Origin of the sequence: Pseudomonas sp. S34 (assembly GCF_009866745.1) — a bacterium.
GTDB classification, from domain to species: domain Bacteria; phylum Pseudomonadota; class Gammaproteobacteria; order Pseudomonadales; family Pseudomonadaceae; genus Aquipseudomonas; species Aquipseudomonas jessenii.
The window spans coordinates 5048191-5070268 of the sequence record NZ_CP019398.1; the positions used below are offsets into that span (position 1 = coordinate 5048191).

18 protein-coding genes are annotated in these 22078 nt (G+C 59.7%); 9 read left to right on the forward strand and 9 right to left on the reverse strand.

The features are described from left to right. Positions 1-542 precede the first annotated feature (542 nt). The 7 genes from PspS34_RS22505 (at position 543) to PspS34_RS22535 (ending at position 12486) form a co-directional block, all read left to right on the forward strand. Positions 543-2594, forward strand: a complete 2052-nt coding sequence (locus tag PspS34_RS22505) for a GGDEF domain-containing phosphodiesterase (RefSeq protein WP_102671210.1) — start codon at positions 543-545, stop codon at positions 2592-2594. A 241-nt stretch (positions 2595-2835) separates the two neighbouring features. Further along, positions 2836-4185: an imelysin family protein gene (locus PspS34_RS22510; protein WP_154860456.1), complete on the forward strand. Its 1350-nt coding sequence runs from the start codon at positions 2836-2838 to the stop codon at positions 4183-4185. A 277-nt stretch (positions 4186-4462) separates the two neighbouring features. Continuing rightward, positions 4463-5890, forward strand: coding sequence for a di-heme oxidoredictase family protein (locus PspS34_RS22515; protein WP_154860457.1), 1428 nt, complete (start codon positions 4463-4465; stop codon positions 5888-5890). Positions 5891-5917: 27 nt separating this feature from the next. Beyond that, the gene (locus tag PspS34_RS22520) at positions 5918-6982 is read left to right on the forward strand and encodes an imelysin family protein (protein WP_057713455.1); all 1065 of its coding nucleotides are present in this window, start codon (positions 5918-5920) and stop codon (positions 6980-6982) included. A gap of 14 nt (positions 6983-6996) precedes the next feature. Beyond that, on the forward strand, positions 6997-8097 hold the full coding sequence (locus PspS34_RS22525) for a DUF1513 domain-containing protein (RefSeq protein WP_090457519.1): 1101 nt from the start codon (positions 6997-6999) through the stop codon (positions 8095-8097). A gap of 200 nt (positions 8098-8297) precedes the next feature. Next, positions 8298-9446 carry an efflux RND transporter periplasmic adaptor subunit gene (locus PspS34_RS22530; protein WP_150813348.1) on the forward strand — a complete coding sequence of 383 codons (1149 nt, stop codon included), beginning with the start codon at positions 8298-8300 and terminating at the stop codon, positions 9444-9446. Positions 9447-9459: 13 nt separating this feature from the next. Then, positions 9460-12486: a multidrug efflux RND transporter permease subunit gene (locus PspS34_RS22535; RefSeq protein WP_150813349.1), complete on the forward strand. Its 3027-nt coding sequence runs from the start codon at positions 9460-9462 to the stop codon at positions 12484-12486. A 183-nt stretch (positions 12487-12669) separates the two neighbouring features. On the opposite strand, the gene PspS34_RS28720 is transcribed toward PspS34_RS22535, so the two are convergent. The 5 genes from PspS34_RS28720 to colR form a co-directional block, all read right to left on the reverse strand. After that, a complete protein-coding gene (locus tag PspS34_RS28720) occupies positions 12670-12897 on the reverse strand; it encodes a hypothetical protein (protein ID WP_079246712.1) in 228 nt (75 codons plus the stop codon). Positions 12898-12899: 2 nt separating this feature from the next. Further along, entirely contained in the window at positions 12900-13613 is a 714-nt protein-coding gene (locus PspS34_RS22545; protein ID WP_154860458.1) for a lipopolysaccharide kinase InaA family protein, read from the reverse strand. Positions 13614-13617: 4 nt separating this feature from the next. Continuing rightward, positions 13618-14286 carry a class I SAM-dependent methyltransferase gene (locus PspS34_RS22550; protein WP_057716567.1) on the reverse strand — a complete coding sequence of 223 codons (669 nt, stop codon included), beginning with the start codon at positions 14284-14286 and terminating at the stop codon, positions 13618-13620. 154 nt (positions 14287-14440) lie between these two features. Continuing rightward, positions 14441-15715: a HAMP domain-containing sensor histidine kinase gene (locus tag PspS34_RS22555; RefSeq protein WP_057713451.1), complete on the reverse strand. Its 1275-nt coding sequence runs from the start codon at positions 15713-15715 to the stop codon at positions 14441-14443. Then, positions 15705-16388 (reverse strand): two-component system response regulator ColR, encoded by a 684-nt coding sequence (gene colR, locus PspS34_RS22560; RefSeq protein ID WP_007985839.1) that lies wholly within the window; start codon positions 16386-16388, stop codon positions 15705-15707. Before colR ends, PspS34_RS22555 begins: the two co-directional genes overlap by 11 nt. Positions 16389-16606: 218 nt before the next feature. On the opposite strand from colR, the gene PspS34_RS22565 reads away from it, so the two are divergent. Continuing rightward, positions 16607-17350 carry a phosphatase PAP2 family protein gene (locus PspS34_RS22565; protein WP_154860459.1) on the forward strand — a complete coding sequence of 248 codons (744 nt, stop codon included), beginning with the start codon at positions 16607-16609 and terminating at the stop codon, positions 17348-17350. Positions 17351-17579: 229 nt separating this feature from the next. On the opposite strand, the gene groL is transcribed toward PspS34_RS22565, so the two are convergent. The 4 genes from groL to PspS34_RS22585 form a co-directional block, all read right to left on the reverse strand. Next, the gene (gene groL, locus PspS34_RS22570) at positions 17580-19226 is read right to left on the reverse strand and encodes a chaperonin GroEL (protein ID WP_090457529.1); all 1647 of its coding nucleotides are present in this window, start codon (positions 19224-19226) and stop codon (positions 17580-17582) included. A 50-nt stretch (positions 19227-19276) separates the two neighbouring features. Then, complete coding sequence (locus tag PspS34_RS22575) at positions 19277-19570, reverse strand: co-chaperone GroES (protein WP_007985847.1); 294 nt, start codon at positions 19568-19570, stop codon at positions 19277-19279. 248 nt (positions 19571-19818) lie between these two features. Continuing rightward, on the reverse strand, positions 19819-20295 hold the full coding sequence (locus tag PspS34_RS22580; protein ID WP_008053539.1) for an FxsA family protein: 477 nt from the start codon (positions 20293-20295) through the stop codon (positions 19819-19821). Positions 20296-20361: 66 nt separating this feature from the next. Continuing rightward, positions 20362-21093, reverse strand: a complete 732-nt coding sequence (locus PspS34_RS22585) for a HugZ family protein (protein ID WP_150813351.1) — start codon at positions 21091-21093, stop codon at positions 20362-20364. Between the two features lie 163 nt (positions 21094-21256). Between PspS34_RS22585 and PspS34_RS22590 the strand changes: the two genes are divergently transcribed. After that, a complete protein-coding gene (locus PspS34_RS22590; RefSeq protein ID WP_154860460.1) occupies positions 21257-22015 on the forward strand; it encodes an SDR family oxidoreductase in 759 nt (252 codons plus the stop codon). Positions 22016-22078 lie beyond the last annotated feature (63 nt).

Sequence of the window (22078 nt, forward strand, 5' to 3'; positions counted from 1 at the left end):
AGGTGTTCATCCGGGGATTGGCGCGCAGCGCCGTTCGACGCAGTCGAACACATCGCATGTAGGTGCCAGCGAAGCCAACCGGAGGGCGATGCCCCCGGATGAATGCCGGAGCGAAGGAACCCCGAGCCCTGGCGAGGGGCCGTACGTTCGGGGCGAGACTTTTTGGTTCCTTTTGTGTCGTTTGACAAAAGGGACTCGCCGTAAGGGCGAAACCGCCAGCCGCCGTTACCAAAAAAACGGATATGTACCCCACCCAAACCCGGACGAAGCCAATCTCCCAAGATGAAACCAGCCTCCAGCCCCTTGCTCCCCCGCCCACGCCGACTAACATCAAACAAAAGGAAAATATCTCCATCCCGCCCCTCAAGTTGAAGGACTCGACAACCGACACAGTACTAATAGGCTAACTCGCCAGGTCAACTGCAAATCGGCCAAGCAGCAGGCAAAATCCCCCAAGGATGATTGTCCCTTTGACTGCCATCACGGGATTGCCAATACTCATGGCAACTTGATGCTACCCGCACGGAACAAGGAATAACCCTTTGAAGCTGGAACTCAAGAACAGCTTGTCGGTGAAGTTGCTCCGGGTCGTACTCCTGTCGGCATTGATCGTCGGCGTGGTCTTGAGCTGCGCGCAGATCGTGTTCGATGCCTATAAAACACGCCAGGCCGTCGCCAGCGATGCCGAACGCATCCTCGACATGTTTCGCGACCCCTCGACCCAGGCCGTCTACAGCCTGGACCGGGAAATGGGCATGCAGGTGATCGAAGGCCTGTTTCAGGACGCCGCCGTGCGCAAGGCCTCCATCGGCCATCCCAACGAAGCCATGCTCGCGCAAAAAACCCGCGAATTGCAGCACTCCCACAGCCGCTGGCTGACCGACCTGATTCTTGGCAAGGAACGCACCTTCACCACCCAACTGGTCGGTCGCGGGCCCTACAGTGAGTATTACGGCGACCTGAGCATCACCCTCGATACCGCCACCTACGGCCAAGGGTTCATTGTCAGCTCGGTGATCATCTTCATTTCCGGCGTCCTGCGCGCACTCGCCATGGGACTGGTGTTGTACCTGGTCTACCACTGGCTGCTGACCAAGCCGCTGTCGCGGATCATCGAGCACCTCACGGAAATCAATCCGGATCGTCCCAGCGAACACAAGATTCCGCTGCTCAAGGGCCACGAGAACAACGAACTGGGCATCTGGATCAACACCGCCAACCAGTTGCTCGAATCCATCGAACGCAATACCCATCTGCGCCACGAAGCGGAAAACAGCCTGGTGCGCATGTCCCAGTACGATTTCCTGACGGGGCTGCCGAACCGCCAGCAATTGCAGCAGCAACTGGACAAGATCCTCATCGACGCCGGCAAATTGCAGCGCCGGGTCGCGGTGTTGTGTGTCGGCCTCGATGACTTCAAGGGCATCAACGAGCAGTTCAGCTACCAGACCGGCGACCAGTTGTTGCTGGCCCTGGCTGATCGCCTGCGCGGTCATAGCGGTCGCCTGGGCGCCCTCGCCCGCCTCGGTGGCGACCAGTTCGCCCTGGTCCAGGCCGATATCGAGCAGCCCTACGAAGCCGCCGAGCTGGCGCAAAGCATTCTCGATGACCTGGAAGCGGCGTTTGCCCTCGATCATCAGGAGATCCGCCTGCGCGCCACTATCGGCATCACCCTGTTCCCCGAGGACGGCAACAGCACCGAGAAGTTGCTGCAAAAGGCCGAGCAGACCATGACGCTGGCCAAGACCCGTTCGCGCAACCGTTATCAGTTCTATATCGCCAGCGTCGATACCGAAATGCGTCGCCGCCGCGAGCTGGAAAAAGACCTGCGCGATGCGTTGATCCGCAATCAGTTCTACCTCGTCTATCAACCGCAGATCAGCTACCGCGACAACCGCGTGGTGGGCGTCGAAGCCCTGATTCGCTGGCAACACCCCGAGCACGGTATGGTGCCGCCGGACCTGTTCATCCCGCTGGCCGAACAGAACGGCACTATCATCGCCATCGGCGAATGGGTGCTGGACCAGGCCTGCAAACAACTACGCGAGTGGCATGACCAGGGCTTCTCCGACCTGCGCATGGCGGTGAACCTGTCTACGGTTCAACTGCACCACGCCGAACTGCCACGGGTGGTCAACAACCTGCTGCAGATGTACCGCCTGCCACCGCGCAGCCTGGAGCTGGAAGTCACCGAAACCGGTCTGATGGAAGACATCAGCACCGCGGCCCAGCACTTGCTCAGCCTGCGCCGCTCCGGCGCGCTGATCGCCATCGACGATTTCGGAACCGGCTATTCGTCCTTGAGCTATCTCAAGAGCCTGCCTCTGGACAAGATCAAGATCGACAAGAGCTTCGTCCAGGACCTGCTCGATGACGATGACGATGCGACCATCGTTCGCGCCATCATCCAGCTGGGCAAAAGCCTGGGCATGCAGGTGATTGCCGAGGGCGTGGAAACCGCCGAGCAAGAGGCCTACATCATTTCCGAAGGCTGCCACGAAGGTCAGGGCTATCACTACAGTAAACCGTTGCCGGCACGGGAACTGGGCGTTTACCTCAAGCAGGCCCAACGCAGCAATGCGGCTATTTTCTAACCCCTGTAGGAGCGAGCCTGCTCGCGATGGTCGTGAACGATAACGCGTTCATTCGGGATGAGCGCGTGGTTCTCAGGTTCATCGCGAGCAAGCTCGCTCCTACAGGGTTGCGAGCCGCGCTCTGTGAATAAGAAATATTTACAGGTACAACCCTTTACACATAATGCGAAAGATTTGCATTATGTCGCAGTTTTGCGTGTGCATAGCACGACTCCACCCCTATCGAAGCAGGATGTTCGCCATGATTCGTATGCCTCTGGCTACCGCCAGTCTGTTGGCCATCGCTATTTCCCTCGCCGGTTGCGGCGAAGGTAAAGACCAAGAAAAAGCTGCCGCGCCAGCTGCCAGCACTGCAACTGCCCCGGCTGCTCCAGCCACTGCGCCTGCCGCTGCCGGTAAAGTCGACGAAGCTGCCGCCAAAGCCGTTGTCGCCCATTACGCCGACATCGTTTTCGCCGTTTACAGCGATGCCGAATCCACCGCGAAGACCCTGCAAACCGCCGTAGACGCCTTCCTCGCCAAGCCGAACGCCGACACCCTCAAAGCCGCCAAGGCTGCCTGGGTTGCCGCTCGCGTGCCTTACCTGCAGAGCGAAGTGTTCCGTTTCGGCAACACCATCGTTGACGATTGGGAAGGTCAGCTGAACTCTTGGCCGCTGGACGAAGGCCTGATCGACTACGTCGACAAATCCTATGAACACGCCCTGGGCAACCCGGGTGCCACTGCCAACATCATCGCCAACACTCAAGTGCAGATCGGCGAAGACAAGGTTGATGTCAAAGACATCACCCCGGAAAAACTCGCCAGCCTGAACGAACTGGGCGGTTCCGAGGCCAACGTCGCCACCGGCTACCACGCCATCGAATTCCTGCTCTGGGGCCAGGACCTGAACGGCACCGGCCCTGGCGCCGGCAATCGTCCGGCTTCGGACTACCTGGAAGGCAAAGGCGCTACCGGCGGTCACAATGATCGTCGTCGTGCCTACCTGAAGTCCGTGACCCAGCTGCTGGTCAGCGATCTGGAAGAAATGGTCGGTAACTGGAAGCCGAACGTGGCCGACAACTACCGCGCCACCCTGGAAGCAGAACCGGCTGAAACCGGCCTGCGCAAAATGCTGTTCGGCATGGGCAGCCTGTCCCTGGGCGAACTGGCGGGCGAGCGCATGAAGGTTTCCCTGGAAGCCAACTCCCCGGAAGACGAACAGGATTGCTTCAGCGACAACACCCACAACTCGCACTTCTACGATGCCAAGGGCATTCGTAACGTGTACCTGGGTGAATACACTCGCGTCGATGGCACCAAAATGACCGGCGCCAGCCTGTCGTCCCTGGTGGCCAAAGCCGACCCGGCTGCCGACACCGCGCTCAAGGACGACCTGGCCGCCACTGAAGCCAAGCTTCAGGTCATGGTCGACCACGCCAACAAGGGCGAGCACTACGACCAGTTGATCGCTGCCGGCAACACCGCAGGCAACCAGATCGTCCGTGACGCCATCGCGTCCCTGGTCAAGCAGACCGGTTCGATCGAAGCCGCCGCTGGCAAACTGGGTATCGCCGACCTGAACCCGGACAACGCTGATCACGAATTCTGATCAACGCTGGCTGAGTGAAAAAGGCGACCTTCGGGTCGCTTTTTTCATTCCTGCTACACACATGCCCTTGTGGGAGCGGGCTTGCTCGCGAAGACGGCGTCACATTCAACAATTGTGGTGACTGACACACCGCCTTCGCGAGCAAGCCCGCTCCCACAGGGTTATGGGCAAGCAAAATTACCTGTCCCACATCAAGCAAACGATAATTCCTCTTATTCAAATTCCCATCCCCTGTTAGACTTTGCGCCCTTGTTTTGCTCGTCTTGCAGGATGTCTGATGCCCCCGCTGCCTCTTCGCTTGTCCGCACTGTTTCTGGCCCTGGGCCTGAGTGCCTGCGATGACGCCCCGAAATTCACCCGGGCCGAACCCGGTGAAGCCCGCTCCGGCGGCAGTGCGACGGTGCGCAAGACCGATCAGAACGCGTTTTCCATGCCCTCGGCAAACCTGCCGCCATCACGGCGTGTGGATTTCAGTGTCGGCAACAGCTTCTTCCGCAGCCCTTGGGTGATCGCCCCGTCGACGACGACCGCTCGCGATGGTCTCGGTCCACTGTTCAACACCAATGCCTGCCAGGGCTGCCACATCAAGGACGGCCGCGGCCATCCGCCGACGCCCGACGATGTGAACGCGGTGTCGATGCTGGTACGCCTGTCGATTCCCGATGCCCCGGCGTATGCCAAGGTCATCGAACAGCTCGGCGTGGTGCCGGAGCCCGTCTACGGCGGCCAGTTCCAGGACATGTCCGTACCCGGCGTGGCCCCCGAAGGCAAAGTGCGGGTCGATTACACCCCCGTGCCGGTTCGCTTCAAGGACGGCACCGAAGTCGAGTTACGCAAACCGAGCCTGAACATCACCCAGCTGGGTTACGGCCCGATGCACCCCGACACCCGTTTCTCGGCCCGTGTGGCGCCGCCAATGATTGGCCTGGGTCTGCTCGAAGCGATCCCCGAGGAGGCGATCCTGGCCAACGCCGAGGCACAGGCCAAGGCGAACAAAGGCATCAGCGGGCGACCGAACCGGGTCTGGGATGACGCTCTGCAAAAGACCGTTCTGGGACGATTTGGCTGGAAAGCCGGACAACCGAACCTCAATCAACAGAATGTCCACGCGTTTTCGGGGGATATGGGGCTCACAACCAGCCTTAGGCCCCTTGATGACTGCACGGACGCGCAAACGGCCTGCAAACAGGCACCCAGTGGCAACGGCCCCGATGGCGAGCCGGAAGTCAGCGACAACATCCTGCGCCTGGTGCTGTTCTACAGCCGCAACCTTGCCGTACCGGCCCGCCGTGACGTCAACGCCCCTGAAGTGCTGGCCGGCAAGACCCTGTTTTATCAAGCCGGTTGCCAGTCCTGTCACACACCGAAATACACCACCGTCGCCAACGCCGCCGAACCTGAACTGGCCAATCAAGTGATTCGCCCGTACAGCGATCTGCTGCTGCATGACATGGGCGACGGCCTGGCCGACAACCGTAGCGAATTCCAGGCCAGCGGCCGCGAATGGCGCACCCCGCCGTTATGGGGCATCGGCCTGACACAGGCGGTCAGCGGCCACACCCAGTTCCTGCACGACGGCCGCGCCCGGAACCTGCTCGAAGCCGTGCTCTGGCATGGCGGCGAGGCGACTGCGGCGCAACAACAGGTTTTGTCTTTCAATGCCGAGCAACGCGCTGCGTTGCTGGCGTTCCTGAATTCCCTTTAACACGCATTCCACTCGCGGGAGCCCGACATGTTCCGTCCCAAACTGTTGTTCACCAGCCTTGCCGCCCTCGCCCTGGGCGCCTGCTCGCCCCAGGACCCGCAAGCGGTCACGTCGGCGGCCATTGCCAAGTCGGTGATCCTGCCGACCTACACCCGCTGGGTTGAGGCCGACCGTCAATTGGCGGTCAGCGCCCTCGCCTACTGCGAAGGCAAGGAAACCCTGGAAACCGCCCGTGCCGACTTCCTGCATGCGCAAAAAGCCTGGGCCGAGCTGCAACCGCTGCTGATCGGGCCTTTGGCCGAAGGCAACCGTTCGTGGCAAGTGCAGTTCTGGCCGGACAAGAAAAACCTGGTCGGCCGTCAGGTCGAGCAACTGGTCACCGCCCAGCCGCAAATCGATGCCGCCGCCCTGGCCAAGTCCAGCGTCGTGGTACAGGGGCTCTCGGCTTACGAATACATTCTGTTCGACAGCAAGCCCGACGTGGCCAACGCTGAGCAGAAGAGCAAATACTGCCCGCTGCTGATCGCCATCGGCGAACGCCAGAAGCAATTGGCCGAAGAAATTCTGCAAACCTGGAACAACACCGACGGCATGCTCGCGCAAATGAGCAAGTTCCCGAACCAGCGCTACGCGGACTCCCATGAGGCGATCGCCGATCTGCTGCGCGTGCAAGTCACCGCCATCGACACCCTGAAGAAAAAACTCGGCACGCCGATGGGCCGCCAGAGCAAGGGCGTGCCGCAACCGTTCCAGGCCGATGCATGGCGCAGCCAGGCGTCCCTGACCAGCCTCGAAGCCAGCCTCGCGGCCGCCAGGACCGTGTGGGAAGGTGTGGATAACAAAGGCCTGCGCGGCCTGTTGCCGAGCGAGCAGAAGCCGTTGGCCGACAAGATCGATGCAGCCTATGCCGCCTCGCTGAAACTGTTCGCCGGCAACCAGCGCTCGCTGACCGACATGCTCAATGACGAGGCCGGCCGCCAGCAACTCAACGAGCTGTATGACAGTCTCAACGTCGTCCATCGCCTGCACGAGGCCGATCTGGCCAAGGCACTGGGCATCCAGCTGGGCTTCAACGCCAACGACGGTGACTGATGAGGGCCGGTTCCATGCTGCGACGCCAGGTTCTGACATTAGGTAGTTTGCTGCTGGGTGCAGTGACGCTGGGCGGCTGGAAGCTGTTCAAGCAAAAGGACAGGAGTCCGTTGTTGCTTTCTGCACGGGACGACACCGACGGCCAGCATTACGCCGTCGGTTATCGGCTCGATGGCACCCAAGTGTTCGCCACCCGGGTCGGCCAGCGTTGCCACGACATCATCAACCACCCGACACAGCCGATTGCACTGTTCGTCGCTCGCCGTCCGGGCACCGAGAGCTATCTGATCGACCTGCGCGACGGCGCGCTCCTGCAAACCGTGGTGTCACAGCCGAACCGGCACTTCTACGGACACGCGGTCATTCACCACAGCGGCGACTGGCTGTACGCCACCGAAAACGACACCTCCGATCCGGGCCGCGGCCTGCTCGGCGTGTATAAGTTCGAAGGCGAACGGCTGGTGCACAGTGGTGAGATTTCCACCCACGGCCTCGGTCCGCATCAGGTGTCGTGGATGCCCGATGGCGAAACCCTGGTGGTGGCCAACGGCGGGATTCGCACCGAGGCCGAAAGCCGGGTAGAGATGAACCTCAACGCCATGGAACCGAGCCTGGTCCTGATGCACCGCGACGGCACCCTGCTGAGCAAGGAAACCCTCGCCCAGCAGATGAACAGCGTGCGTCATCTGGCCATCGCCAGCGACGGCACCATCGTCGCCAGCCAGCAGTTCATGGGTGCGGCCCACGAGTCGTCGGAGTTGCTGGCGATCAAGCGCCCCGGTCAGCCCTTCGTCGCGTTCCCGGTACCCGAGCACCAGTTGCAGGCCATGGGACACTACACCGCCAGCGTCGCAGTACACAGCGACTTGCGCCTGGTGGCGTTGACCGCACCGCGGGGCAACCGCTTTTTCATCTGGGACCTGGACAGCGGTGAAGTACGTCTGGACGCGCCACTGCCCGATTGCGCCGGCGTCGGCGCCGTGGCTGATGGTTTTGTCGTGACCTCGGGCCAGGGACGCTGCCGTTACTACGACTGCCGCCAGACAAACCTTGTTGCAAAACCGCTGGAGCTACCCGCAGGGCTCTGGGACAACCATCTGCACCTGATGGCCTGAATCATTGAAAAATCGCCGCCTTGGGCCGCGCCTGCATCGGGATGACCTACACCCCGCAGGCGCGACCCGAGGCGGCGAATTTTTTCAGGCTTTCACCCCTCTAATACCTCACAACCTGTAAAAACGGCAGTTAGATTACCCTCTACACTCCCGGTAATGTTCCCCGCTGTCTCACCTGATTTTCTCCAAGGAACTGGAATATGCTGCGTCGCCGCATGCTGATCATGTTGGGTGTGGTTCTACTGATTGTGCTGGTCCTGGCCGCGTACAAAGCTTTCTCTATCTACACGATGGTTCAAGGCTTCTCTGCGCCTAGACCGGCGATCAGCGTTGCCGTGGCCACCGCCATCGAGCGCCCATGGCAAGCCCGCCTGCCTACCGTTGGCACGCTCAAGGCATTGCAGGGGGTGGACCTGAGCCTGGAGACCGATGGCACCGTCATCGATCTCCAGTTCGAGTCGGGGCAGAAGGTCAAGGCCGGCCAACCACTCCTGCGCCTCGACAGCGCCGTTGAAAGTGCCCTGCTGGAAACTGCTCTGGCCGACCTCGGGCTGGCACAGCTTGATTACGGTCGCGGTAGCCAACTGGTCGGCAGCCAGGCCATTTCCAAAGGCGAATTCGACCGACTTTCGGCGGTGCTGAAAAAGAGCAAGGCCACGGTCAATCAACTCAAGGCTGCGCTCGGCAAAAAAAGCATCATCGCGCCGTTCAGCGGCACCATTGGCATTCGTCAGGTGGACGTTGGCGACTACATGGCCAGTGGCACCATGATCGCCACCCTGCAAGACCTCAGTAGCCTGTATGTCGACTTTTTTGTGCCCGAGCAGTCGGTACCGAAGATTGCGCTCGGCCAGCCAGTGCAGGTCATTGTCGCGGCGTATCCGACCGTGGAGTACCCCGGCACCATCAGTGCAATCAACCCTAAAGTCGAGAACAGCACCCGTAACGTGCAGGTCCGCGCCACCCTCGCCAACCCCGATGGCAAGTTGATGCCAGGCATGTTCGCCAGCCTCCAGGTGCTCCTGCCCGACCCGCAACCGCGCATCGTGGTGCCGGAAAGCGCGATTACCTACACGCTCTACGGCAACTCGGTGTATGTGGCCGTACCAAAGAAAGCCGAGGATGGCAGCCTGGTAAAGGACGACAAGGGCCAACCGGTGCTGATCGCCGAACGGCGGTTTGTCGAGACCGGCGAACGCCGCGATGGGCAAGTGATGATCACCAAAGGCGTGCAGAGCGGCGAGAAAGTGGTAACCGCCGGCCAGCTCAAACTGGATAACGGCTCACGCATTGCCATCAGCGACGACAAGACCCTGGCCGGGCAGAACAGCCAGCCACGCGCGGACTGATCAAGGAATTCCCATGGCTTTTACCGACCCGTTCATCCGCCGTCCGGTTCTCGCTACCGTGGTCAGTCTGTTGATTGTACTGCTGGGCTTCCAGGCCTGGAGCAAGCTGCCGCTACGCCAGTACCCGCAAATGGAAAACGCCCTGATCACGGTAACCACCGCCTACCCCGGGGCCAACGCCGAAACCATCCAGGGCTACATCACCCAACCGATGCAGCAAAGCCTGGCCAGCGCCGAGGGCATCGACTACATGACCTCGGTCAGTCGCCAGAACTTCTCGGTGATCTCGATCTACGCGCGCGTCGGCTCCGACAGCGACCGTCTGTTTACCGAACTGCTGGCCAAGGCCAACGAGGTCAAGAACCAGCTGCCCCAGGACGCTGAAGACCCGGTACTGAGCAAAGAGTCGGCCGATGCGTCAGTGCTGATGTACATCAGCTACTTCAGCAAGGAGTTGAGCAACCCGCAGATTACCGATTACCTGTCACGGGTGATCCAGCCCAAGCTGGCGACCTTGCCCGGCATGGCCGAAGCCGAGATCCTCGGTAACCAGGTATTTGCCATGCGCCTGTGGCTGGACCCGATGAAGCTGGCGGGATTCGGCCTCAGTGCCAGCGATGTGACCAACGCGGTGCGTCAGTACAACTTCCTCTCTGCCGCCGGCGAGGTGAAGGGCGAATACGTGGTCACCAGCATCAACGCCAATACCGAACTCAAGTCCGCCGAAGCCTTCGGGACGATTCCGCTCAAGGTCGATGGCGACAGCCGTGTGCTGCTGCGGGATGTGGCACGCGTGGAAATGGGCGCGGAGAACTACGACTCCATCAGCTCGTTCGGTGGCACCCCGTCGGTGTACATCGGCATCAAGGCGACGCCCGGCGCCAACCCGCTGGAAGTGATCAAGGAAGTGCGCAAGATCATGCCGGACCTGGAGGCCCAGCTACCGCCGAACCTCAAGGGTGAAATCGCCTACGACGCCACCCTGTTCATCCAGGCCTCGATCGACGAAGTGGTGAAGACCCTGTTCGAAGCGGTGCTGATCGTGATCGTGGTGGTGTTCCTGTTCCTCGGTGCCCTGCGTTCGGTGGTGATCCCGGTGGTGACCATCCCGCTGTCGATGATCGGCGTCATGTTCTTCATGCAGATGATGGGGTACTCGATCAACCTGCTCACCCTGCTGGCGATGGTATTGGCCATCGGTCTGGTGGTGGACGATGCCATCGTGGTGGTGGAAAACATTCACCGTCACATAGAGGAAGGCAAGACACCGCTCGAGGCCAGCATTGAAGGCGCCCGGGAAATCGCCATGCCGGTGGTTTCGATGACCATCACCCTGGCGGCGGTGTATGCACCGATCGGTTTCCTGACCGGCCTGACCGGGGCGCTGTTCAAGGAGTTCGCCCTGACCCTGGCTGGCGCGGTGGTGATTTCCGGTATCGTCGCCCTGACCCTGTCGCCGATGATGTGTGCGTTTCTGCTGCGTCACGACGAGAACCCCAGCGGCCTGGCCCATCGCCTGGACATGACTTTCGAACGCCTCAAGCGCCGCTACCAAAGCCTGCTCCACGGCACCCTCAACACCCGGCCGGTGGTGCTGGTGTTCGCCGTGATCGTGTTGTGCCTGATTCCGGTCCTTCTCAATTTCACCAAGTCGGAACTGGCACCGGATGAGGACCAGGGCATCATTTTCATGATAGCCAACGCCCCGCAGCCGACCAACCTCGACTACCTGAACACCTACACCGACGAGTTCGTCTCGATCTTCAAGGCGTTTCCCGAGTACTACTCGTCATTCCAGATCAACGGTTTCAACGGTGTGCAATCGGGCATCGGCGGTTTCCTGCTCAAGCCATGGGACGAGCGCAGTCGCACGCAAATGGCGATCCTGCCCGAAGTGCAGGCCAAACTGGGAAAGATCCCGGGGTTGCAGATTTTCGGATTCAACCTGCCATCACTGCCGGGCACCGGCGAAGGCGTGCCATTCCAGTTCGTCATCAACTCCGCCAATGATTACGAACTGCTGCTGCAAGTGGTCGACCGGATAAAAATACGTGCGAAGGAATCCGGCAAGTTTGCGTTTGTCCACGTTGACCTGGCCTTCGACAAGCCGGAAGTGGTGGTGGATATCGACCGTGCCAAGGCTGCGCAGATGGGGGTTTCCATGCAGGACCTGGGGGGGACCCTGGCGACCCTGCTGGGTGAAGGCGAGATCAACCGATTCACCATTGAAGGTCGCAGCTACAAGGTCATTGCCCAGGTCGAGCGGCCGTTCCGTGACAATCCGGACTGGCTGAACAATTACTACGTGAAGAACACCAAGGGTGAACTGTTGGCGTTGTCGACCCTGATCACCGTCACCGACCGTGCCCGACCGAGACAGCTGAACCAGTTCCAGCAACTCAACTCGGCCATCCTGTCCGGCGTGCCGCTGGTGAGCATGGGGGAAGCCATCGACCTCGTGCGCCAGATCGCCCGGGAGGAGGCACCCGCCGGTTTTGCCTTCGACTACGCCGGCGCATCGAGGCAGTACGTTCAGGAAGGCAGTGCCCTGTGGGTCACCTTTGCCCTGGCGCTGGCGATCATTTTCCTGGTGCTGGCGGCCCAGTTCGAAAGCTTCCGCGACCCGCTGGTGATCCTGGTCACCGTGCCCTTGTCTATCTGCGGTGCATTGATTCCGCTGTTCCTGGGCTGGTCGAGCATGAACATCTATACCCAGGTCGGGCTGGTGACCTTGATCGGGCTGATCAGTAAACACGGCATTCTGATCGTCGAGTTCGCCAACCAGTTACGCAAGGACAAGGGCCTGAGCGCACGGGAAGCGGTGGAGGAAGCGGCGGCCATCCGGCTGCGTCCGGTCTTGATGACCACGGCGGCAATGGTGTTCGGCATGGTGCCATTGATCATCGCCAGCGGTGCTGGCGCGGTCAGCCGGTTCGACATCGGCACGGTCATCGCGACCGGCATGTCGATCGGCACCCTGTTCACCTTGTTTGTATTGCCCTGCGTCTACACCTTGCTGGCCAAGCCGGATAAACCCTGATGCAGAAAAACCTGTGGGAGCGGGCTTGCTCGCGAAGGCGTCATTCCAGTCAACCTCAATGTCGACTGACAGATCGCCTTCGCGAGCAAGCCCGCTCCCACACAGGTCAGTGTTGAAGCCCGAAGTCAGGGCAATAAAAAAGGCCTCGCATCAGCGAGGCCTTTCATTTTGGCTTCAATCGGTTCAACTCTGCGGCCTCAATCCCTGAGAAAGTCCGAACATGAACAGCAACAAGTCATGATCGGGTCGAGTGGCCACGGATGCCTTGGCAATCCGTGGCAACGGACAATGTTCTTCTGCGTTTATCGAGCTGAGAACCTGGGGGCGTGGTTGCTCCCAGGTTGCCATCGCGATCGATGCAACTGCCAAGGCTCCTACCAGAAACAAACCTCGTGCAATTTCGAGTTTCATCGCTATAAACCCTTGATAGCGCTGCCAAACGCCGTCTCATAAAAGTAGATGAGTTTTTCCCAGTCTGCGTCGCTGAACGACGAGTGGCGACGCAATTGCTTAATGTCATGGACAGCTGCGCGATGGGCCGTCAAACGCTGTCGGCATTTCTCCAGATCGATCAGGGCCACTTCGACCTTGGCCGTCTCGCCCTCACCGGTCACGCGAACGAATACGTGCTTGTCGTAAATACATCCGTGCTGCCAGCGGCCCTTGTGCATGCGAGCCAGGTTTTCAGCCAGGTCCTTGAGCACTCGTTCGTTTATGGCTTCACCATGACGCTCGCGACCGCCACCGGCGTACCAGCGATCGATTTCCTCGAAGCCGTCCAGCGACTTGGTGACCAGCAAGGCACGCCACTTGTGCACTGGATCGCGCTGTGCACCACAAAAAACGATTTCCGGAACCCGTACGCCAAGTGCGGTCACACCGGTGAGCGCAGCATGCTCGCGCATGACCGTCGGCCGCCCGAAAGGGTGCTGCAAGCTACGATGAATATGCCCGGTCTGGCGCTTGACGTAGAGCAGTTGACCATCACTGCCCATCAGGCGTTGAACGCCGCTTTCCCCGCCGCGACGGACGTTGGGTTCTTCTACCCATTCACCGCGCTGATTCCAAAAGTAATCGAAGCGGTCCTGGGGAACGACTTCCGTTTCTGCTGCACACTGCACTGCCATCCTGTTACCTCTTGCGTAATACGTAAACTCGCCACATGGCATAGAGCGGCAAAAAGTCCAGTTGTTCCTGGATTCGGAAACCCGCCTGCTCAAATTCCTTCTCTACGGTAGCGGCCGGTAACACAAACCGGTTTTGGTAACCTTCCTGCCCACGGGTTTTCTCCGAACGCTTGCGTTTCCAGGCCTTGAAGTTGCCATCGACCCACAGCGAAAGGATCACGCTGTCGCGGGAAACCCGCTCGAACTCACGCAAAATAGCCATGCGATGCTTGGCTTCACCGATGTGGTGGAGCAAACGCATGCAAAAAATGCTGTCGACGGCGTTGTCCGGCAAGGCGATGTCGAATACAGATGTGTGCAAGGGTTGTACCCGCTTCACCACATCGGCAGGTTGTGCCTGGGTTGCGACCTTCAGCATGGACGGCGAGTTATCGGCACCGATGATCACTCGGTTGGATTTTTCCGCCAACAAGGGCCAGAAACGCCCGGCACCACAAGGCAAATCGAGGACCAGACCAGGCTCGCCAACCAGGGCCAGTGCCTTGCGCGCCAGTTGTTCGTCACGCCAGTGGGACAATCGACGGCCGAGACCTTCCTGGTGTTTGCGCAAATAGCGTTGCGCGTGTTGATCGTCGTACTTTTCGGAAAAATCGAGCTTGATCGGGCCGTCCATCATCAGGTCTCCTGAACTTCTGATAGCAGCTACCTTAGATTTTGTAGTGTCGGCGTCTGGTCATCCATTTGTGAAAATATCGTTATGGGAAAACCTGAAATATTACAGGGTTTTACGGAGTTGACAGGGTTTGCTGGACGCCTGACTTAACAGCTCAAGTTCGGGACAGCTCCACCTGAAAACGGCAGCCACTGGGCTCCATCGTAGTCAGGCTGACGCTCCAGCCCTGGTTTTCACAAATCCGCTGCACCAGTGAAAGCCCCAGGCCCAAGCCTTCCCCGCGTTTTTCAGTGCCCCGAACGAAGGGTTCGAACATCGCCTCGCGTTTTTCTTCGGGAATGCCCACACCGCTGTCTTCGACCAGAAATCCCGTGCCCGTCAGGCTCAGGCGGATGAAGCCCCGTTCTGTGTAGTGCAAGGCGTTGCGCAGCAAGTTACCCATCACCGCGTGCAGGAGCGTCGCATTGTAGCCCTTGGCCTCAGGGTTGCCCGGTTCGAAGATCAGTTTCAACCCTTTGCTTTCAATGGGCCCGCGCCACAGACCGACCAGGCCCTCGGCTACCTGGCCCAGGGGCTGCTGCGGCGACATGCTGTTATCTTCGCGCTTGGCGCGGGCCAGCATCAGGAAGGTTTGCACCAGCTCACGCATTTCTTCACATGCCCGGGCAATGCGCTCGACCTGGGCGCGACCGCGCTGATCGAGACCTGGGTTTTCCAGCAACAACTCGCAGGAACTGGCCAGGATCATCAGGGGCGTACGCAATTCGTGGCTGACGTCGCTGGTGAACAAACGCTCGCGGGTCAGGGCCTGACGCAAGCGCCCGAGGGTGGCGTCGAAGGCCACGGCCAGTTCGCCCACTTCGTCGGCGGCATAATCCGGAGCCAAGGGAGGAGCCAAACCCAGCAGTTGATCGCGATGGCGTACCTGGCGGGCCAGCCGTACCACCGGCGCCATGACCTTGCGTGCCAGCACCCAGCCGAGAAATACAGCCAGTGCCAGGCTCAGTACGAAACCCACCAGCACCACGGCAAACAGCACCCGCTCGCGCTCTTCAAAATCGCTCTGGTCCTGCAAAAGTACGTAACGTCGGCCGTCGACGATTTCGACCATGGCGTGGTACGACAGGTTTTCGCGGAACACTTCGTGGAAACCCGGCTCCAGATGCCGCAAATCCTTGGGCAAATTGAAATCGCCTGGCCCGTTGCTGAAGTAGAACAATTGGTCCGGTTCGGGGCGGTGGCTCCAGTCCGTGACATTGTCCATCAGCAACAGGCGCTGCAAATCGCCGCCCAGACCGGCCGAAATCAGTTTTTCCTCCACCAGGTGCACGGTCGCCACGATGCCCATGGCAAAGGCACCCGCCACCAGTGCGCTCATCAGCGCAAAGGCAATGATGATGCGTTGAGCAAGGCTCTGCTTAAACTCCATCACGGCCCTCGGCCAGGCGATACCCCACACCGTGCACGGTTTGCAGTAATGGTTTGGCGAACGGTTTGTCGATCACCTGGCGCAACTGGTGGACATGACTGCGCAGGCTGTCGCTGTCCGGGCAGTCGTCGCCCCAGAGCGCCTCTTCAAGAATTTCACGGCGCAACACATGAGGGCTTTTCTGCATCAACACGGCCAGCAACTTCAGGCCGACCGGGTTGAGTTTCAGCAACCGGCCTTCGCGAGTGACTTCCAGGGTGTCGAGGTCGTAGCTCAGGTCGCCGACCTGCAAGGTCCGCCGCCCGCCGCCCTGGGTTCGGCGCATGACCGCTTCGATACGCGCCGCCAGCTCCGACAGGGCGAACGGTTTAATCAGATAGTCATCGGCGCCGGACTTGAAGCCCTGCAGACGGTCATCCAGTTGATCGCGAGCCGTGAGCATGATCACCGGCGTTTCGCGGCGAGCATCCTCGCGCAGGCGCTTGCACAGGGTGTAGCCATCGATGCCGGGCAACATGATATCGAGCACGATCAAATCGTAGTGCTCGGTGGCCGCCAGGTGCAGGCCCGACAGACCATCCTGAGCGCAATCGACGGTATAGCCTTTGAGCCCCAGGTAATCGGCCAGGTTGGCCAGGATATCGCGGTTGTCTTCAACCAATAGAATTCGCATGGGTATCTCTCCGTCCACAGTAACGGCCGTCGTGGCCCGCGCAGCTTAAGGCGAAGTTCCGCTCAGGGCTAGGACTGAGTGAAGCGCAAAAGCGCGGAAATTGACCGATTACAGCCTTAACGAGTTTTTCACCGGCGATTCACATGCTGGCGACAGAATCGGGTTCAAACTCTGCGCGGCTGCGCATTTGAGAACATTTCACTGATCAAGGAACTAGCATGGTTTCGACCCTTGCCCGCCCTTCCCCTCGTCCGCTCAATTTCTGGGTGTGCCTTGGAGTCCCCGCCGTAGCTGCGATCATTCTGGTATTGCTCGAACTGACCAGTCTGGACATGGACCTGGCCAAGCTGTTTTACGACCCGGTCACCGGGGAATTCATCGGACGCCACAGTTACTTCCTCGAGGACATCCTGCACGATCGCGCCAAGCAAGTGGTCATCGCCTTCTCGGTGTTTGCCATTCTCGCCTTCATCGCTTCGTTCTTCATGGCCAGGCTCAAACCGCTCAAGCGGGAACTGGGTTGCCTGGTGCTGTCCCTGGGCCTGGCGACTTCCTTTGTCACGCCCATCAAAGCAGTGACCGCGGTGCAATGCCCATGGAGCCTCGAACAATTCGGCGGTCACGAAACCTACAGCGAACTGTTGAGTCCTCGCCCGCACACCGATAAACCAGGGCGTTGCTGGCCCGGCGGCCATGCGGCCACCGGCTTCACCCTGTTTGCCCTGTTTTTCGTACTGCGCGACCGTCGCCCGCGCATGGCTCGCGCAGCGTTGGTCTTCGCCTTTGCCCTCGGCTCGGTGTTCTCCATCGGGCGGATGATGCAGGGTGCGCACTTCTTCTCGCACAACGTGTGGACGGCGGTGTTCTGCTGGCTGATTTGTTTGGGGTCGTATTACTACGTTCTGTATCGACCGGCCTTGAGGGCGGATCGCGAGGCAAGTGCAGAACCTGTCAGCGCCTGACCTGACGCCTTCGCGGGCAAGCCACGCGCCCACAGGATTTATGCAGTTCCTTGTGGGAGCGGGCTTGCTCGCGAAAGCGGAATGTCATTCAGCATCTATATCGACTGACACACTGCCTTCGCGAGCAAGCCCGTTCCCACAATGGATCGATGTGAACATTGAAGTCCGGGCAATAAAAAACCCCGCCTGCTTTCGCAGACGGGGTTTTTCGTACAGGGGTAAGGCTGGCTTACATCATGCCGCCCATGCCGCCCATACCGCCCATGTCTGGCATACCGCCGCCAGCTGCACCTTCTTTCTTCGGTGCATCAGCAACAGCGGCTTCGGTGGTCAGGATCAGACCGCCGATCGACGATGCAGCTTGCAGCGCGGAACGGGTGACCTTGGTTGGGTCCAGGATGCCCATTTCGATCATGTCACCGTATTCGCCAGTCGCAGCGTTGTAACCGAAGTTACCTTTGCCGTTCTTGACTTCGTTGACCACAACGCTTGGCTCGTCACCGCTGTTGGCAGCGATCTGACGCAGCGGTGCTTCAACGGCACGGCGCAGAACAGCGATACCTACGTCCTGATCAGCGTTGTCGCCTTTCAGATCGTTCAGGGTTTGCAGAGCGCGGATCAGCGCAACGCCACCGCCAGGTACCACGCCTTCTTCAACGGCTGCACGGGTAGCGTGCAGGGCGTCTTCAACGCGGGCTTTCTTCTCTTTCATTTCAACTTCGGAACCAGCGCCAACCTTGATCACTGCAACGCCGCCGGATAGCTTGGCCAGACGCTCTTGCAGTTTTTCACGGTCGTAGTCCGAGGAAGTTTCGGCAACCTGAGCACGGATCTGAGTGATGCGTGCTTCGATGTCGCCGTGTACGCCAGCACCGTCAACGATGATGGTGTTTTCCTTGGACAGGGTCACGCGCTTGGCGCTGCCCAGGTTTTCCAGGGTTGCGCTTTCCAGGCTCAGACCGATCTCTTCGGAGATAACGGTACCGCCGGTCAGAACGGCGATGTCCTGCAGCATGGCCTTGCGACGATCGCCGAAGCCTGGAGCCTTGACGGCTGCGACTTTAACGATGCCACGCATGTTGTTCACAACCAGAGTCGCCAGGGCTTCGCCTTCAACGTCTTCGGCCACGATCAGCAGTGGACGGCCGGCTTTGGCAACGGCTTCCAGCACTGGCAGCATTTCGCGGATGTTCGAGATCTTCTTGTCGACCAGCAGGATCAGCGGGCCGTCCAGCTCAGCGACCATGGTCTCTGGCTTGTTGACGAAGTACGGGGACAGGTAACCACGGTCGAACTGCATGCCTTCAACAACCGACAGTTCGTTTTCCAGGCCCGAGCCTTCTTCAACGGTGATTACGCCTTCTTTACCGACTTTTTCCATGGCTTCGGCAATGATGTCGCCGATGGAGTTGTCGGAGTTGGCCGAGATGGTGCCGACCTGAGCGATAGCCTTGGTGTCAGCGCATGGCTTGGACAGGTTTTTCAGCTCTTTGACGATGGCGATGGTCGCCTTGTCGATGCCGCGCTTGAGGTCCATCGGGTTCATGCCGGCAGCGACGGCTTTCAGGCCTTCGTTGACGATCGACTGAGCCAGAACGGTAGCGGTGGTAGTACCGTCACCAGCGTCATCGTTGGCACGGGAGGCAACGTCTTTGACCAGCTGCGCACCCATGTTTTCGAAACGGTCTTCGAGTTCGATTTCTTTGGCGACGGAAACGCCGTCCTTGGTGATGGTCGGAGCGCCGAAGCTCTTCTCGATGATCACGTTACGGCCTTTCGGGCCCAGGGTCGCTTTTACTGCGTCAGCCAGGACGTTGACGCCCTTGAGCATTTTTTTACGGGCGGAATCGCCAAACAGAACTTCTTTAGCAGCCATGATCGATATTCCTTAAATACTTTGTAGTAGCGGGAAAATGAACGGGGGTATCAGCCTTCGATAACGGCGAGAATTTCGTTCTCGCTCATTACCAGCAGGTCTTCGCCGTCGACTTTCACAGTGTTGCTGCCGGAGTAAGGACCGAACACAACCTTGTCGCCCACTTTCACGGACAGTGCACGCACTTCACCGTTTTCCAGTACGCGGCCGGTGCCTACAGCGAGGATTTCGCCGCTGTTGGCTTTTTCAGCAGCCGAACCTGGCAGGACGATACCGCCAGCGGTTTTCTTTTCTTCTTCGCTGCGACGGATGACGACGCGGTCATGCAGAGGACGAAGCTTCATTGTCGATCTCTCCTAATTGTGGTTTTCATCGGCCGGTGTAGTCCCGGCGGGTTTAACAAAGGCCGGCGGTGCCGGTTGCGGTTCGTCAAGCGAACCGCGGAAGTCTGTCTGGCTTGTTCGCCAGAAACCTTGCGGTGACCGTTACATAAGGGCGCATAAGCTTATTACAAGGGCGGCGATGAAAAATTTTTCAGGTCGATGCCCCGCAAACGAACACGGCACCCGAAGGTGCCGTGTCGATGTGCGTATTACTTGGTATCGCGGTGTTCGAACTCGCCTTCGATCACGTTGGGCTCGCGGCCCAGCGGCTCGCGAGGCGCCGGGCCGCCACGGGCCTGTAGGTCGTCGGCGAACGCTCGCTGACGCATCGCCTGCTCTTCGGCGCGCTGGCGCATTTTATTGGCCAGCAGGCGACGACTGAACGGCAGCAGCATGAACAGGCCGATCACATCGCTGATGAAGCCCGGAAGAATCAGCAGGCCACCGGCCAATGCCAGCATCAGGCCTTCGAGCATGGTCTGGGCCGGCAGTTCGCCGCGGCTCAGGCTTTCACGGGCACGCAGGGCCGTGGCCAGGCCGGCGATGCGCAGCACAAACACGCCGAACATCGAGCCGAGAATGATCAGCAGCAGGGCCGGGAAGAACCCGATGGACCCTGCCACCTTGACGAATACGAACAGCTCCAACACCGGGAACAGCAGAAAGAGCAACAAAAAAGGGCGCATCAAATGGTTCCTCAACGCAAGAATGCCTTGCCAGTTCACCTTAGATGACGTCGCCGTTTCGTGAATTCAAGCGTCGGCCACTTCATTTTTCGGCCAATGATCGGCGTGGGCCAGAGAAACCAAGGCTTCGCGAACTTGTGTCGGCGTATTACAAGGCGCTTGGAACGGTAACCAGTACAGACTTTGACCGATGCGCAGGTGCATGCCTTCACAATCGATGCCGACCATTTGCGCCGGCACGTTTTTCGGCAGCCCGGCCAGATCGACGTAATGGGCGATGGCCTTGGCGTGATCGGCGTTCATGTGCTCGACCATGCTCACTTCGGCCTTGCCGGCGAACGGGTTGGCCAGGGTCAGGTCGTTGACCCAATGAATCGCGCCAAAACCGCCGATGTAACGGTGGCGTACAGGCTCAAGCACCCAGAAATCGAAATCGTGGGCCTTGTGATAACCCTTCGACTCCGGGAAGTAGCGGTAGTAACGCTCGGAGGCAGCGTCGATGGCGGCTTCGTCTTCGAGCTGTTGCGCCTCAGCCAGGTAAGTCAGTCGACCAACGGCCTGGACATCTTCGGCACCACGTTCGCCGACAAACAGCGAGCATTTCGGATCTTTTTGCAGATTATGAGTGTGCTGGGCAATGCGGCTGATCAGGATCAGCGGCCGGCCCTGCTCGTCCAGGCAGTACGGAACCACGGAACCGAACGGAAAACCGGGCATTGATTTGGAGTGCGTCGAGAGCACCCCACGGTATTCCTTGAGAAGCAATTCTCGTGCATGCTTAGCCGCTTCAACGCTCAATTTATGACTCCTTAAATAGAATCCGTCAGAAAAACGGACGAGCTGCTGGCGAAAGTCCCAGCACGCCATCGGGGGCAGTTCTCATGTGCAGCCAGGCCAGGTCAGGCGCAGATCGAGAGGCTCTCTAAAGGAAACCACTCAGACCTGCTACCGGGGCATGCGAATGCAACTCACTGACAAAGTAATCATTATCACTGGCGGTTGCCAGGGTTTAGGCCGCTCCATGGCCGAGTATTTCGCAGGCCTGGGCGCGAAACTCGCGCTGGTGGACCTGAACCAGGAAAAACTCGACGACGCCGTCGCGGCCTGCAAGGCCCAAGGTGTCGAGGCCCGCGCCTACCTGTGCAACGTGGCCAACGAAGAGCAAGTGACCCGCATGGTTGCCCAGGTCGCTGAAGACTTTGGCGCGATCCATGGCTTGATCAACAACGCCGGGATCCTGCGCGACGGCCTGTTGCTCAAGGTCAAGGATGGCGAAATGACCAAGATGAGCCTGGCCCAGTGGCAGGCCGTCATCGACGTCAACCTGACCGGCGTGTTCCTGTGCACCCGTGAAGTCGCGGCGAAAATGGTCGAGCTGAACAACAGTGGCGCGATCATCAATATCTCGTCGATTTCCCGCGCCGGCAACGTCGGTCAGACCAACTACTCCGCCGCCAAGGCCGGTGTTGCTGCGGCGACCGTGACCTGGGCCAAGGAGCTGGCACGCTACGGCATTCGCGTCGCCGGCATTGCACCGGGCTTCATCGAAACCGAAATGACCCTGGGCATGAAGCCTGAAGCGCTGGAGAAGATGACTGCGGGGATCCCGCTCAAGCGCATGGGCAAGCCTGAGGAAATCGCCCATTCGGCGGCTTACATCTTCGAGAACGACTATTACACCGGTCGGATTCTGGAGATGGATGGCGGGTTGCGGATCTAAGCCCAACCCCAAACAACTGTGGGAGCGGGCTTGCTCGCGAAGGCGATAGATCAGTCAACTTGT

Coding starts and splice junctions, on each gene's coding strand:
- PspS34_RS22575 (WP_007985847.1), bottom strand. CDS start 19,570: ATGAAGCTTCGTCCTCTGCATGACCGCGTCGTCATCCGTCGCAGCGAA.
- PspS34_RS22520 (WP_057713455.1), top strand. CDS start 5,918: ATGTTCCGTCCCAAACTGTTGTTCACCAGCCTTGCCGCCCTCGCCCTG.
- PspS34_RS22550 (WP_057716567.1), bottom strand. CDS start 14,286: ATGGACGGCCCGATCAAGCTCGATTTTTCCGAAAAGTACGACGATCAA.
- PspS34_RS22555 (WP_057713451.1), bottom strand. CDS start 15,715: ATGGAGTTTAAGCAGAGCCTTGCTCAACGCATCATCATTGCCTTTGCG.
- groL (WP_090457529.1), bottom strand. CDS start 19,226: ATGGCTGCTAAAGAAGTTCTGTTTGGCGATTCCGCCCGTAAAAAAATG.
- PspS34_RS22565 (WP_154860459.1), top strand. CDS start 16,607: ATGGTTTCGACCCTTGCCCGCCCTTCCCCTCGTCCGCTCAATTTCTGG.
- PspS34_RS22580 (WP_008053539.1), bottom strand. CDS start 20,295: ATGCGCCCTTTTTTGTTGCTCTTTCTGCTGTTCCCGGTGTTGGAGCTG.
- PspS34_RS22590 (WP_154860460.1), top strand. CDS start 21,257: ATGCAACTCACTGACAAAGTAATCATTATCACTGGCGGTTGCCAGGGT.
- PspS34_RS22530 (WP_150813348.1), top strand. CDS start 8,298: ATGCTGCGTCGCCGCATGCTGATCATGTTGGGTGTGGTTCTACTGATT.
- PspS34_RS22510 (WP_154860456.1), top strand. CDS start 2,836: ATGATTCGTATGCCTCTGGCTACCGCCAGTCTGTTGGCCATCGCTATT.
- PspS34_RS28720 (WP_079246712.1), bottom strand. CDS start 12,897: ATGAAACTCGAAATTGCACGAGGTTTGTTTCTGGTAGGAGCCTTGGCA.
- PspS34_RS22525 (WP_090457519.1), top strand. CDS start 6,997: ATGCTGCGACGCCAGGTTCTGACATTAGGTAGTTTGCTGCTGGGTGCA.
- PspS34_RS22515 (WP_154860457.1), top strand. CDS start 4,463: ATGCCCCCGCTGCCTCTTCGCTTGTCCGCACTGTTTCTGGCCCTGGGC.
- PspS34_RS22545 (WP_154860458.1), bottom strand. CDS start 13,613: ATGGCAGTGCAGTGTGCAGCAGAAACGGAAGTCGTTCCCCAGGACCGC.
- PspS34_RS22535 (WP_150813349.1), top strand. CDS start 9,460: ATGGCTTTTACCGACCCGTTCATCCGCCGTCCGGTTCTCGCTACCGTG.
- colR (WP_007985839.1), bottom strand. CDS start 16,388: ATGCGAATTCTATTGGTTGAAGACAACCGCGATATCCTGGCCAACCTG.